Origin of the sequence: Rhodococcus daqingensis (genome assembly GCF_042665615.1) — a bacterium.
Lineage (GTDB): Bacteria > Actinomycetota > Actinomycetes > Mycobacteriales > Mycobacteriaceae > Rhodococcus_G > Rhodococcus_G daqingensis.
This window is the reverse complement of record NZ_JBHTCS010000017.1, coordinates 178,402-191,634: the sequence shown is the minus strand read 5'-3', so window position 1 is coordinate 191,634 and position 13,233 is coordinate 178,402. Positions and strand designations below refer to the sequence as shown.

General features: G+C 71.4%; 10 protein-coding genes. All 10 read left to right on the top strand.

All coding sequences use genetic code 11. The annotated features are described in order from the left end of the window. Positions 1-11 precede the first annotated feature (11 nt). The gene (gene menD / locus ACFQS9_RS14995; protein ID WP_378405970.1) at positions 12-1,634 is read left to right on the top strand and encodes a 2-succinyl-5-enolpyruvyl-6-hydroxy-3-cyclohexene-1-carboxylic-acid synthase; all 1,623 of its coding nucleotides are present in this window, start codon (positions 12-14) and stop codon (positions 1,632-1,634) included. Next, positions 1,631-2,125, top strand: a complete 495-nt coding sequence (locus tag ACFQS9_RS14990; protein ID WP_378405968.1) for a DUF3592 domain-containing protein — start codon at positions 1,631-1,633, stop codon at positions 2,123-2,125. The genes menD and ACFQS9_RS14990 overlap by 4 nt, the downstream gene beginning before the upstream one ends. An 86-nt stretch (positions 2,126-2,211) precedes the next feature. Continuing rightward, positions 2,212-3,354: a glycosyltransferase family 4 protein gene (locus ACFQS9_RS14985; RefSeq protein WP_378405966.1), complete on the top strand. Its 1,143-nt coding sequence runs from the start codon at positions 2,212-2,214 to the stop codon at positions 3,352-3,354. 26 nt (positions 3,355-3,380) lie between these two features. After that, positions 3,381-4,079 carry a demethylmenaquinone methyltransferase gene (locus ACFQS9_RS14980; RefSeq protein WP_378405964.1) on the top strand — a complete coding sequence of 233 codons (699 nt, stop codon included), beginning with the start codon at positions 3,381-3,383 and terminating at the stop codon, positions 4,077-4,079. Positions 4,080-4,166: 87 nt separating this feature from the next. Beyond that, positions 4,167-6,488 carry an ATP-binding protein gene (locus ACFQS9_RS14975; protein WP_378405962.1) on the top strand — a complete coding sequence of 774 codons (2,322 nt, stop codon included), beginning with the start codon at positions 4,167-4,169 and terminating at the stop codon, positions 6,486-6,488. Positions 6,489-6,597: 109 nt separating this feature from the next. Next, positions 6,598-6,957: a Zn-ribbon domain-containing OB-fold protein gene (locus ACFQS9_RS14970; protein ID WP_378405960.1), complete on the top strand. Its 360-nt coding sequence runs from the start codon at positions 6,598-6,600 to the stop codon at positions 6,955-6,957. Positions 6,958-7,036: 79 nt separating this feature from the next. Next, positions 7,037-9,376 carry an ATP-binding protein gene (locus ACFQS9_RS14965; RefSeq protein ID WP_378405958.1) on the top strand — a complete coding sequence of 780 codons (2,340 nt, stop codon included), beginning with the start codon at positions 7,037-7,039 and terminating at the stop codon, positions 9,374-9,376. A 112-nt stretch (positions 9,377-9,488) separates the two neighbouring features. Then, a complete protein-coding gene (locus ACFQS9_RS14960; RefSeq protein WP_378405956.1) occupies positions 9,489-10,373 on the top strand; it encodes an alpha/beta fold hydrolase in 885 nt (294 codons plus the stop codon). After that, entirely contained in the window at positions 10,370-10,771 is a 402-nt protein-coding gene (locus ACFQS9_RS14955; protein ID WP_378405954.1) for a Zn-ribbon domain-containing OB-fold protein, read from the top strand. Before ACFQS9_RS14960 ends, ACFQS9_RS14955 begins: the two co-directional genes overlap by 4 nt. 70 nt (positions 10,772-10,841) lie before the next feature. Beyond that, positions 10,842-13,175, top strand: coding sequence for an ATP-binding protein (locus ACFQS9_RS14950; RefSeq protein WP_378405952.1), 2,334 nt, complete (start codon positions 10,842-10,844; stop codon positions 13,173-13,175). Positions 13,176-13,233: the final 58 nt, after the last annotated feature.

Here is a 13,233-nt window from a genome sequence, read left to right as displayed (position 1 = left end):
CCCTGGAGAGCGTGAACCCGTCCACCGCCCAGGCCACCGCCGTCGTCGACGAATTGATCCGCGGTGGGGTCCGCGACGTGGTGCTGTGCCCCGGGTCGCGCAACGCCCCGCTGGCCTTCGCGCTGCAGGCAGCCGACACCGCAGGCCGGATCCGGCTGCACATGCGCATCGACGAGCGCACCGCCGGATTCCTCGCGGTCGGCCTGGCCATCGGCAGCGGGCACCCGGTGCCGATCGTGATGACCTCCGGAACGGCCGTGGCGAATCTCGGCCCCGCGGTGCTGGAGGCGAACTACGCCCGGGTCCCGCTCGTGGTGCTCAGTGCGAACCGCCCCTACGAGCTGCTCGGGACCGGTGCCAACCAGACCATCGAGCAGTTGGGCCTGTTCGGCAGCCAGGTGCGGGCCACCATCAGCCTGGGCCTCGCCGAGGACGGCGTCGACCAGAACAGCCAGTGGCGTTCGGCGGTCTGCCGGGTGCTCGCCGCGGCCAGGGGCGCACGGTCGGGCAACGCGGGACCCGTGCATTTCGACGTGCCGCTGCGGGAGCCACTGGTCCCCGGCGCGCACGTCCAGGGGCCGGTGCCGGAGGGGCGCCCCGGCGGCGCCCCGTGGACGACGACCACGCACGCGACCCTCGACGTGCCGCTCGAACTGGACCTCACGCCGGACACCGTGGTGATCTCCGGCCACGGATCCGGTCATCGGCCGGAACTCGCGGGACTCCCGACCGTCGCCGAGCCGACCGCGCCGATGCACGGGCTGCCGCTGCATCCGCTGGCGCTGTCCCAGCTGGCACCCCGTCAGGCGGTGATCACCGGCAGGCCGACGCTGCACCGTCCGGTGGCCAAGCTCCTCGCCGACCCCCGGGTGTCGGTGTTCGCCCTCACCACCGGTCCGCGCTGGCCCGACGTGTCCGGCAACGTGCTCGCCACCGGCACCCGCGCCATCGTCTCCGGCGCACCGGACCGGGCCTGGCTCGAGCGTTGCCGGCATCTGACCGAGCATGCGGACAAGGCTGTGCGGCAACAGCTCTCGGTGCACCCGAAGCCGACCGGGTTGCACGTCGCCAAGGTCGTGATGGACGCCCTGTGCGAGGGCGACCAGCTGCTGCTCGGCGCCTCGAACCCCGTGCGGGACGCGGCCCTGGTGAGCTATCCCCGGCCGGGCGTGCGGGTGTTGTCGAACCGGGGCGTCGCGGGAATCGACGGCACCGTCTCGACCGCGGTGGGCGCGGCGATGGCCGCCCCGGACCCGGAGACCCGCACCATCGCGCTGATGGGCGACCTGACCTTCCTGCACGACGCCGCCGGGCTGTTGATCGGCACCGGCGAGCCGCGACCGCGGGACCTGACGATCGTGGTGGCCAACGATGACGGCGGCGGCATCTTCGAGCTCCTCGAGCAGGGAGATCCGCAATATGCGGGCGTCTTCGAGCGGGTGTTCGGCACCCCACACGGGATGGATCTGTCCGCCCTCTGCGCCGCCTATCGGGTCGAACACCACGCGGTGAACCCCGAACAGTTGGCGATCGCGCTGACCGAGCCGAACGCCGCGGGGATCAGGGTCCTCGAGGTCGCCACCGATCGATCCGGGTTGCGGGAACTGCACGCCGCGGTCCGGGCACAGCTGTGACACCGACGGTGGCCGGTCGGGTCCGGCGGGGGATCCTGGTCGTCGCGATCGGCATCTCGGTGCTGGCCGCGCTGCTGGTCGTCGCGGCCTGGCGCAACGACCTCACCATCGAATCCGACAAGGGCGTGGCCACCGCCGAGGTGCTCTCCGCGGGCGCGCTGCGCTCGGCGATCAGCTTCGTCACCCCGGACGGTGTCACCAAGAACCCGCGGCTCGGGGTGCTGTACCCGACCGAGCTGATCGTCGGCCAGCGGATCGACGTCGAGTACGCGCGGTCCGACCCGGACCTGGTCCGGGTGTCCGGTCGTGATGTGCGGGTGGCGCTGATCCCGGCCGGTTCGGTGATCGCGGTGACGTGGCTGCTCGCGGTGCCCGCGCTCTGGCTGGTCCGGCGGCGGACGGTGGCTGAGCCGCCTGATGTCACGGTGGCTGCGCCGCCTGATGTCACGGCGGCCGAGCCGCCTGATGCCACGGTGGCCCCGCCGGCCTGACCGGTCGCCGAGGTTTCGCCGGAACTTCGCCCCCTGGACACCCAGGCCGCCCCGTCCCGGACCCGCGCGGCACCGACACTGGTCCGGTGCGTGTAGCCATCGTCGCGGAGTCGTTCCTGCCGAACATGAACGGGGTCACCCACTCGGTGATCCGGGTGCTCGAGCACCTCAGCCGCCACGGCCACCAGGCGCTGCTCGTGGCCCCCGACACCGTCGCCGGCCGGCCGGCCGCACCCACCTCGCACGACGGGTTCCCGGTGCACCGGGTGCCGGCCGTGATGATCCCGAGGATCAGCTCGCTCCCGGTGGGTGTCCCGCAGCCCGGGATCACCTCGGCCCTGCGTTCCTTCGACCCGGACGTGGTGCACCTGGCGTCGCCGTTCCTCCTCGGCGCCGGTGGTCTGGCCGCGGCGAACCGGCTGGATGTGCCCGCCGTCGCGGTGTACCAGACCGACGTCGCAGGCTTCGCCCAGAGCTACGGGCTGGGCCTGACCAGCAGGGCCGCCTGGTGGTGGACCCGCCGCCTACACCGGGGTGCCGCCCGCACCCTCGCCCCGTCCACGGCGGCCGCCGCGGCCCTCGAATCGCGGGGTGTGCCGAGGGTGTTCCGATGGGCCCGCGGTGTGGACACCACGCGGTTCGCGCCGTCCCGGCGCAGCGCGGAGCTGCGGGCGAGCTGGTGCGACCCCGACCGCCTGGTGGTCGGGTTCGTCGGACGGCTGGCCCCGGAGAAGCACGTCGAGCGACTGGCGGTGCTGGCCGCCGATCCCGGTCTGCAACTGGTGATCGTCGGTGACGGACCGGAACGGGCGCGGTTGCAGCGGCTGATGCCGTCGGCGGTGTTCACCGGCCAGCTCGGGGGAGACGAGCTGGCCCGCGCGTACGCGAGCCTCGACCTGTTCGTGCACCCGGGCGAGCACGAGACCTTCTGCCAGGCGGTACAGGAGGCGTTGGCCAGCGGGGTCCCGGTGATCGGCCCCGACGCAGGCGGGCCCCGCGATCTCGTCGCGCACTGCAGCAACGGCTACCTGCTGCCGGTCGAACGCTTCGAGGAGCTGCTGCCCGGCGCCGTGATCGCGCTGCGGGACCGGGTCACCCGATCCCGGTTCGGCGCGTCGGCGCGACGGTCGGTGTTGCACCGCACCTGGCCGTCGGTGTGCGGCGAGCTGCTCGGGCACTACGCCGACGTGCTGGGCACGGGCCCCGCGCGGGTCACCCGATCGGCCTGAGGGTGGGCGCGGGTAACGTCGACGCCGTGGCAACAACACACGGGTCGCGGGCCTCGCTCGAAAAGGCCCCGCACGAGGTCGCGTCCATGTTCGACGGCGTCGCCAAGCGCTACGACCTGACCAATACGATCATCTCGTTCGGACAGGATCGGCAGTGGCGGAAGGCGACCCGTGCGGCGCTCGCGCTGAAGCCGGGGGAGCGGGTCCTCGACCTGGCGGCGGGCACCGGTGTCTCGACGGTCGAGCTGGGCAGGTCCGGTGCCTGGGTGGTGGCCACCGATTTCTCCAAGGGCATGCTGCACGCGGGCGCGGGGCGGCGGGTCCCGATGGTGGCGGGCGACGCGATGGCCCTGCCCTACGCCGACGCGGTCTTCGACGCGGCCACGATCTCGTTCGGGCTGCGCAACGTCTCCGATTTCGAGGCGGGCCTTCGGGAGATCGCCCGCGTGACCAAGCCCGGCGGGCGCCTGGTGGTCAGCGAGTTCTCCACGCCGACGTTCGGGCCCTTCCGCACTGTCTACATGGAGTACCTGATGAAGGCGCTCCCGGTGGTGGCGCGCGCGGTGAGCAGCAATCCCGACGCCTACGTCTATCTCGCGGAGTCGATCCGGGCCTGGCCCGCGCAGGAGGAGTTGGCGCTCAAGATCGAGGCGGCCGGCTGGAAGAACGTGAAGTGGCGCAACCTCACCGGCGGTGTCGTCGCGTTGCACCGCGCGGAGCGGTAGCCGCCCGCCGGCAGCCTCCCGTGGGTCGGCGCGCCCCGCGGGTACCGTGAATCACACAGGGGACCGTGTGATGAGAGTGACGTTTCGATGCCGCCCACCGTCCGGGCCAAAGTGGGGAATCTGCCCCTCGAGCTGACCAGTTTCGTCGGCCGTCGTCACGAGGTGACCGAGGCGAGGCGGCTGCTGTCCGTCTCCCGTCTCGTGACGCTGACCGGAATGGGCGGCGTCGGCAAGACCCGGCTCGCGCTGCGGGTGGCGGAGGATTCCCGTCGGGGTTTCGACGATGGGGTGTGGCTCGTCGAGTTGGGCGAGCTACCCGACCCGACGCTGGTGGCGGACACGGTGAGCGCGGCCCTCGGACTGCGGGACCAGCCCGCTCGTTCCGCGGAGGACGTGCTCGTGGAGCACCTCGCCGCGAGGCGACTGCTCCTGGTGCTCGACAACTGCGAGCACCTGATCGATGCCGTTGCGACGCTGGCGGAGACACTCCTGAAGGCCTGCCCCGAGCTGCGGGTCCTCGCCGCGAGCCGCGAGGCGCTCGGCGTCGCCGGCGAGGCGGTGCTGCGGGTCCCGCCCCTGTCGGTCCCCGACAGCGACAGGACGCCGACGCTTCAGGGCCTTCCGCGCTACGACTCGGTTGCGCTGTTCACCGAACGGGCCGCGGCGGCGGTACCCGGGTTCGCCCTCACCGAGGACAACCGAGCCACGATCGCCGCTATCTGTCATCGGCTGGACGGCCTGCCGCTGCCGATCGAGTTGGCCGCCGTGCGGCTGCGTGCGATGTCCGCCGAGCAGGTTCTGCAGCGGCTGACGGACCGCCTGCGCCTGCTGACCCTGGGCAGCCGCGTCGCGCCGAGCCGCCAGCAGACGTTGCGGTCCAGCATCGAGTGGAGCCATGACCTGTGCTCGGTCCGGGAACAGGAGCTGTGGGCCCGGCTGTCGGTGTTCGCCGGAGGGTTCGAGTTCGATGCCGCGGAGGGGATCTGTGCCGGGGACCTGTCGCCGGACGAGCTGCGGGACGTCCTGTCGTCGCTCGTCGACAAGTCGATCTTGATCCGCGAGGAGCCGGGCACCGTGGTGCGGTATCGGCTGCTGGAGACCCTCCGCGACTACGGGAAGGAGAAGCTCACCGAGTCCGGGGCTCACGATGGCGTCCGTCGCCGGCACCGCGCCTGGTATGCGCAGCTGGTTCACGCGGCCGAGCTCCAGTGGGTCGGACCCGACCAGGCGGCATGGATCGCCCGGCTGGAGCGGGAACAGCCGAATCTGCGCGATGCGCTGCAGTTCAGCCTGGCCGCGCCGGGTGACGCCGAGGCCGATGTCTGCCTGCGCATGGCCAACTCCCTGTACCTGTTCTGGAACTGCCGCGGCCTGATCGGGGAGGGACGTCGCTGGCTGGACCGGGTGCTGTCGCGTTCGAGCGGGCGACGGACGGCGGACCGGGTGTTCGCGCTGTTCGGCGACAGCGTGATGGCGGGCATGCAGGGCGAACTCGAGGCCTGCGCCGCCGCGGTGGACGAGTGCAGTGCCCTGGCCGGGGAGTTGGGCCGGCCCGTGGTGCTCGCGGCGGCCGGCTACGCTGCCGGCTTCCTGGCACTGTTCAGTGGCGACCTCGCCGGGGCCGAGCGGTCGTTCCTGGCAGCACTGGAGACGAGCCGGCCGACGGGCGAGATCCTGCGGCCGATCGGTGGCCTCCTCGGGCTCGCGGTCGCCAGCGGCCTGCTCGGCAACGAGGCCAGGGCCGTCGCCTGTCACGAGCAGGTGCTCGCCATCACCGGATCCCGCGGTGAGTCCTACTATCGGTCGTACTCGCTCTGGGGGCTCGGCCTCGCGGCGTTGCACCAGGGCGACGCGGAACGCGCGGGCGCGCTCATGGCGCAGGCCCTGCGGCTGATCCGGCGGGTCGACGACCCGATCATCGCCACCTGGTGCCTGGAGGCGAGGGCGTGGATCGCCGCGGTCGAGAACGAGCCGGAGCGTGCCGCCGTCCTGATGGGGGCGGCCGAGGCGTTGGCGAGGTCGGTGGGGAGCGCGACCATCACCCTGCCCAATCTGCTCACCCACCACACGGAGTGCGAGCACCGGGCGCGCGAGGCCCTCGGTGACCGGGACTTCGAGGAGGCGCTGCTCCGCGGCGGGAGCATGGGATTCCATGACGCGATCGGCTACGCGCTCGGTGAGCGGCGCCCCGACGAGCCGCCGCCCGCCGCGGAGACGGTGAGTCTGACCCGACGTGAGATGCAGGTCGCCGACCTGGTGGCGCAGGGCCTGACGAACAGGGAGATCGCCGAGCAGTTGGTCATCTCTCCGCGGACCGCCCAGGGCCACGTCGAGCACGTGCTGGCCAAGCTCGCCTTCACCTCGCGCACCCAGATCGCCGCCTGGTTCGCCGAGCAACGGCGGCCCTGATCCGCCGGAAACAGGTATGCACCCAGGTCGTTCCCCCGTCGTGGTGCGGGTGTCGTGGCGGGCAACGTGTCGTTCGACTCATCCGCCACCGTGTAGTCGAGGTATTCCGATGCAGAACTCCCCGTCACTGATGATCCGGCGCTGCGCCCGCTGCGAGATCCTGCTCGCCCCCGATTCGATGTGCACCTCGTGTGGGGGTGACGAACTGTCCAGGGTGCCGTCGTCCGGACTCGGTTCGGTCAAGACCTGGACGGTGCTCGATCGTGCCCCGTCGGACAGCACGGACACCGAGCCGCTTCCGTCCGTACTCGCGGTTGTCGAACTCGACGAGGGCCCGTGGATCTGCACCTGGCTCGAGGGTGAGATCGCGCTGGAGCGCGATCAGCAGATACGTGTGCAGTTCCACCACCGGGTGTCGGGCGAGCGCTATCCGGTCTTCGGTCGCTCCGCCGCACAGTCCGCCGGGTAGGGGCTGATCCGCGTTCGATCGGATCCGTCGTCGGGGTACCTTGAGATCCGTGGGACCGCGAGATGAGAGTGACGGTTAGATGGCGATCGCCGCACGGGGCAAGGTCGGGAATCTTCCCCTGGAGCTGACCAGCTTCGTCGGCCGTCGCCGCGAATTGGTCGAGGCGAGACGGCTCCTCTCGGTCTCGCGCCTGGTGACGCTGACCGGGATCGGCGGGGTCGGCAAGACCCGGCTCGCGCTGCGGGTGGCCGAGGATTCCCGAAGGGCCTTCGGCGACGGCGTCCGGCTCGTCGAACTCGCAGAGGTGCACGATCCGGAGTCGCTGAAGGATGCCGTGGCAATCGCCGTCGGATTGCGGGTCCGCGCCGCCCGCCCACCGCTGGACATGCTCGTCGAGTACCTCTCCACGCGTCGACTGCTGCTGGTCATGGACAACTGCGAGCACCTGGTCGAGGCGGTCGCGGTGCTGTGTGAGGCGTTGCTGCGTCGGTGCCCCGAGCTTCGGATACTCGCAACGAGCCGCGAGCCCCTGGGCATCGGCGGGGAGGCGGTCCTGCGCGTGCCGCCGTTGACGGTCCCGGATCCGCTGCGGGCAGCACCGTTGGAGGGACTTCCCCAGTACGAGGCGGTCACGTTGTTCGTCGAGCGGGCCACAGCCGCCCTTCCCGAGTTCCGACTCACCGAGGAGAACCAGGGCGACGTCGTCGGGATCTGCCGCCAGCTGGACGGCCTGCCGTTGCCGATCGAATTGGCGGCGGCCCGGCTGCGGGCGATGTCCGCGGCGCAGATCCTGCACCGGCTGACCGACCGCTATCGGTTGTTGAACAAGGGCAGCCGTTCGGCACCGACCCGACAGCAGTCGTTGCGTGCGTGCGTCGACTGGAGTCACGAGCTGTGCTCGGAGCAGGAACAGAAGCTGTGGCGCCGGCTGGCGGTTTTCGCGGGCAGCTTCGAGCTCGACGCCGCCGAGGGCATCTGCGGCGAGGGCTTCGTCGAGGACGAACTGTTGGATGGCGTGGCCTCCCTGGTCGACAAGTCGATCCTGATCCGTGATGAGCCGGGCGCTGTCGTGCGGTACCGGCTGCTGGAGACGATCCGCGACTACGGCCAGGAGAAGCTACGGGAGTCCGGCGAGCATCTGGCCTTCGTCCGGCGGCACCGGGACTGGTACGAGCGGCTGGCACTGCGGGCCGAGGACGAGTGGATCAGCCCCCAACAGGTGGAGTGGATCGCCCGGCTCGAACGTGAGCAGTCGAACCTGCGCGACGCGCTGACATTCAGCATCGCCGGGGACGGGGAGGACGCCGCCGCCGGACTGCGGATGGCCACCGCGTTGTATCCGTTCTGGCTCTCCCGCGGTCGGCTCAGCGAGGGCCGCCGCTGGCTCGATCGTGCCTTGGCGTGCCCCAGCGCGGCCGAGACGGCGGAGCGCGCCAAGGCGCTGTACGCCTACAGTGCGCTCGCCTCGATGCAGGGCGACGTCCAGGGCGGGATGGCCCGCCTGAAGGAGGGGCGCGAGCTGGAGCTGGAGCGCCACGATGCGGTGTCGGACGCCTTCATCACCCACGTCGAGGGACTGCTGGCACTCGCAGCCGGTGACTTCGGTCGGGCGGTCGAGTGTTTGACGGCGGGTCTCGAGGTCTTCCGCTCGGAGGGCATGCGCTTGCAGATCGTCGAGGATCTGGTGGGTCTCGGGTTGGCCACGGCATTGCTCGGTGACGTGAAACGGGCGGTCGCGTGGCACGCGGAGGTGCTCGCCATCACCGAGCCCTGCGGTGAAGCGGTCTTCCGGACCTACTCGCTGTGGGCCACGGGCATGGCGGAGTTGCAGCGGGGCGACCCCGCGCACGCGATCGCGCTGTTCGAGGAGGGGCTGCGGTTGACCCGGTCGGTGGACGACCCGCTCAGCGCCGCGTGGTTCCTGGACGTGCTGGCGTGGATCGCGGCGGCGGCGCAGGAGTTCGAGCGTGCCGCGACGCTGCGGGGAGCGGCCATGGCGATGTGGCAGATCGTGGACGGCCCCACGGTCCGGTTTCCGAGCCTGCTCGTCCATCGCGACGAGTGCCGGCTGCAGATCGTCGGCGCGATCGGTGAGCGGGGGTACGAGGCGGCGCTTCGCCGCGGCCGGGCGCTGACCTTTGAGGGCGCGGTCTCGTTCGCCCTCCGGGAGGAGCCCGAGGCGGACCAAGCCGAGCCGGCCGTCGTCGACGCGATGAGCCTGACCCGACGCGAGCGGCAGGTCGCCGACCTGGTCGCGCAGGGCCTGACCAACAAGGCGATCGCCGACCAGTTGGTCATCTCGCCACGCACCGCCCAGGGGCACGTCGAGCACGTGCTGGCCAAGCTCGGCTTCACCTCCCGAACGCAGATCGCCGCCTGGTTCGTCGAGCGGGCGCTGGATACGCAGCGCGGGGAATGACCCGGAAACAGGAAACAGGTATGCCCCCGGGTACTTCTGCCGTCGTGCATGGGGAGTTCAGCGGGCAACGTGTGCTGGGTCATATCCGCGACAGTGGAAGCCGAGGCCCCCGATGCACCAGCACCCGACCCGACACCCCCGCATCGTCGGCCAGGCGAAGAACACCAGCTGGAAGAACACCCTCGTCGACGGCAGGGCTGTGTCGTACGCAGTCGCCGGTTCGGGCGCCCCGGTCGTGTTCCTGCACGGATTCGGGCTCACTCCCCGTGCGTACGACCGGGCGCTGCTGAGGGTGGCAGGCCAGGGAGTGCGGGTGTACGCGCCCGCCCTTCCCGGATTCGGCGGAACGGACGAGCTCCCGGCGAGCGAGCGGACCCTGTCCGGGTACGCCCGCTGGCTCGGCGGCTTCCTCGACTCGATCGGGGTCGCGGGTCCGGTGACCCTCGTCGGGCACTCGTTCGGAGGCGGGGTCGCCATCCAGGCCGCGCACGACCTCGGCCCCCGCGTCGCACGACTGGTGCTGGTCAACTCCGTGGGCGGGGCGGCATGGTCCCCCGGCGGCGGAAGCGTACGCCCGATCGGTGAACGACCGTTGTGGGACTGGGGGGCCGCGGCCACCGGCGACGCCCTCACCATTCGCCCCTCGGTCACGGGCCTGCTCGCGGTCACCGTCGATGCCGTGGGCAACATGCTGCGCAATCCACGCGCCTTCTGGCAGCTCTCGCACCTCGCCCGGACGGCGGATCTGCGTGGAGAGCTCGACGAGCTGGCCGAACGTGGCCTGCCGGTGACGCTGCTCTGGGGCGGCGACGACACGTTCATCCCACGCGCCAGCTTCGAATCCCTGCGCGCCGCGCTTCGCGATCCCACTGTCGTCACCGTGGCGGGCAGCCACGGCTGGTTGATCGACGACCCGCGCGGATTCGGCACCGCGATGGCGACCGTCCTCGGCGCGGAGCAGGCACCGGCTGAGTCCGACGAGCCGGTGGCGCTGTGAGGTCCGCCGGCGGGACCCACCTGTGGGCCGATCTGACCGGGGGCGCGCTGATGATCCGGCGCTGCGAGTGCTGCGCGCTGGTGCTCACTCCCTCCGCAACGACCTGCTCGTCGTGCGGGAGCGACCAGCTGACGCGGGTGCCGTCGACCGGAGAGGGGTCGATCGTGACGTGGAAGGTCACCGACCGCCTGCGGGCCGGTGTGGACGACGAAACCCTGCCCGGCATGCTGGCCGTCGTCGCGCTCGATGACGGACCCTGGATCTGCACCTGGATCGAGGGCGAGGTCGTGGTTCACCCCGGCCGCCCGGTGCGGGTGCGGTTTCATCACCTCGGATCGGACGAGCGGTACCCGGTGTTCCACGGCTGTCAGCACGCCGCACCCGCGCGAGTCGCCTGATCCGAACCCCCGGGACCTGCGCCGGGGGTAGCGTCAGAGGCGGGGACCGCGAGTTGAGAGTGACGGTTCGATGGCGCCCGCTGTCCGGGGCAAGGTCGGGAACCTGCCCCTCGAGCTGACCAGCTTCGTCGGCCGTCGCCGCGAGGTGACCGAGGCGAGGCGGCTCCTGTCTGTTTCGCGCCTGGTGACGTTGACCGGGATCGGCGGGGTCGGCAAGACCCGGCTCGCGCTGCGGGTCGCCGAGGAGTCGAGGCGGGTGTTCGAGGACGGGGTGTGGCTCGTCGAGCTCGGCGAGCTGCAGGAGGACGCGCTGCTGCCCGAGATGGTCGCCGCCGTGCTGGGGCTGCGGGAGCAGTCGGCCAATCGCACGTTGGACTCGCTGACCGAGTATCTCGCCGATCGACACCTGCTGCTGGTGCTGGACAACTGCGAGCACGTCGTCGACGCGGCCGCCGCGTTCGCCGACACGGTGCTGAGGAGCTGCCCCGAGCTGCGCATCCTGGCGACCAGCCGTGAGCAATTGGGCATCGGCGGTGAGGCGCCGCTGCGGGTTCCGCCGCTGTCGGTCCCGGACCTGGACCGACGCTCGTCCGGGCGAGGGGTGTCCCGGGGTGATGCCGTGACGCTGTTCACCGAACGCGCCTGCGCCGCGGTACCCGGTTTCGGGCTCACCGAGGACAACCAGGTCGCGGTGGCCCGGATCTGTCAGCGCCTGGACGGGTTGCCCCTGCCGATCGAGCTGGCCGCCGGGCGACTGCGGGCGATGTCCGCGGAACAGATCCTCGACCGGTTGAACGATCGGTACCGCCTGTTGACGGGGGGCAGTCGTGGCGCGCCCTCGCGCCAGCAGACGCTGCGCCTGTGCATCGACTGGAGCCATGAGCTGTGTAGCGAGCGGGAGCGCACGTTGTGGGCGCGGATGTCGGTGTTCGCCGGCGGATTCGAGCTGGATGCGGCGGAGGGCATCTGTGCCGGGGACCTCACCCCGGACGAGCTGCTCGATGTGGTCGCAGCCCTGATCGACAGGTCGATCCTGATCCGCGAGGAAGCGGGTGCCGTGGTGCGGTATCGGCTGCTGGAGACCCTGCGCGAGTACGGGCGCGAGAAGCTGAGGGAGTCCGGCGAGTACGCCGCGATGCGACGACGGCACCGCGATTGGTACGAGCGGCTCGCGCGGGCGGCGGAGGCCGGGTGGATCGGTCCGCGACAGGCGGCGTGGATCGCTCGGTTGGGGCGGGAACAGCCGAACCTGCGCGAGGCGATGGAGTTCTGCTCGACCGAGCCTGGCGAGGCGGAGGCAGGCCTGCGGATCGCCAATTCCGTCTACCTGTTCTGGCTTTCCCGGGGCCTGCTCGGGGAGGGCAGGCACTGGCTCGACCTCGCCCTCGACCGGCAGGGCGGGGAGCCGACCACGGCGCGGGTCCGGGCGCTGTACGCCGACAGCGTGCTGGCCGGCAACCAGGGTGACATCCCGGCGGGGACCGCGCTGATCGAGCAGGCGGGCGAGATTGCCGAGGCCCTCGACGACGATGCGGTCCGCGCCCTCGTCACCCACGGGGTCGGGCAGCTCGCGGTGTGCAGCGGAGACCTGCGCCTGGCCGTCGACAGCTTCGAAAAGGTCCTCGACGCGTTCCGTGCCCAGCGCAACCCGCTGCTCCTGATCGCCACCCTGCTCGGACTCGCCTTGGCCCACGGCCTGCTCGGCGACGCGGAGCGGGCCGTCGCCTGCCAGGAGGAGGCCCTCGCGATCACCGAATCGCGCGGCGAGTCCGTGTACCGGGCGTATGCCCTGTGCACTCTCGGACTGGCGTTGTGGCAGAGCGATCCCCGGCGGGCGACCGGACTGCTCGAGCAGGGACTCCGGCTCAGTCGCGTCGTGGACGATCTGCTCGGCTCCGCGATCTGTGTCGAGGCGCTCGCCTGGATCGCTGCGGGCGACCGGCTCGCCAGGAGGGCCGCCGTGTTGCTCGGCGCCGCCCACTCGTTGTGGCGGTCCGTGGGGAGCCAGGGCGTTGTCGTGCCCGCGCTGCTGGCCTACCACGAGCAGACCGAGCTGCTGGTCCGCGCCGCGCTCGGCGAGCGTGCCTTCGACGCGGCCTTCGGGCAGGGTGCGGACCTGGGTTTCGACGAGGGCATCGCGTACGCGCTGGACGAGCATCCGCAGGCGCAGGCGCGGGTGCCGCAGAACGGCGCCGCCCCGGGCCTGACCCGGCGTGAGCAACAGGTCGCCGACCTGGTCGCGCAGGGCCTGACCAACAAGGCGATCGCCGAGCAACTGGTGATCGCTCAGCGCACCGTGGAGGGCCACGTCGAGCATGTCCTCGCCAAGCTGGGGTTCAACTCCCGCGCACAGGTCGCCGCGTGGGTCGTGGAGCAGGCCCAGGTCGAGGATCGAGCGCGCTGACGGGCAAAAACAGGTACCCACCCGGGTGGTTCCACCGTCGCCGCCGAACTCGGGCAAA

Excerpts from the sequence above, each read along its gene's own strand:
- ACFQS9_RS14975 (WP_378405962.1), top strand. The coding sequence starts at position 4,167 with ATGCCGCCCACCGTCCGGGCCAAAGTGGGGAATCTGCCCCTCGAGCTG.
- ACFQS9_RS14970 (WP_378405960.1), top strand. The coding sequence starts at position 6,598 with ATGCAGAACTCCCCGTCACTGATGATCCGGCGCTGCGCCCGCTGCGAG.
- ACFQS9_RS14965 (WP_378405958.1), top strand. The coding sequence starts at position 7,037 with ATGGCGATCGCCGCACGGGGCAAGGTCGGGAATCTTCCCCTGGAGCTG.
- ACFQS9_RS14960 (WP_378405956.1), top strand. The coding sequence starts at position 9,489 with ATGCACCAGCACCCGACCCGACACCCCCGCATCGTCGGCCAGGCGAAG.
- ACFQS9_RS14950 (WP_378405952.1), top strand. The coding sequence starts at position 10,842 with ATGGCGCCCGCTGTCCGGGGCAAGGTCGGGAACCTGCCCCTCGAGCTG.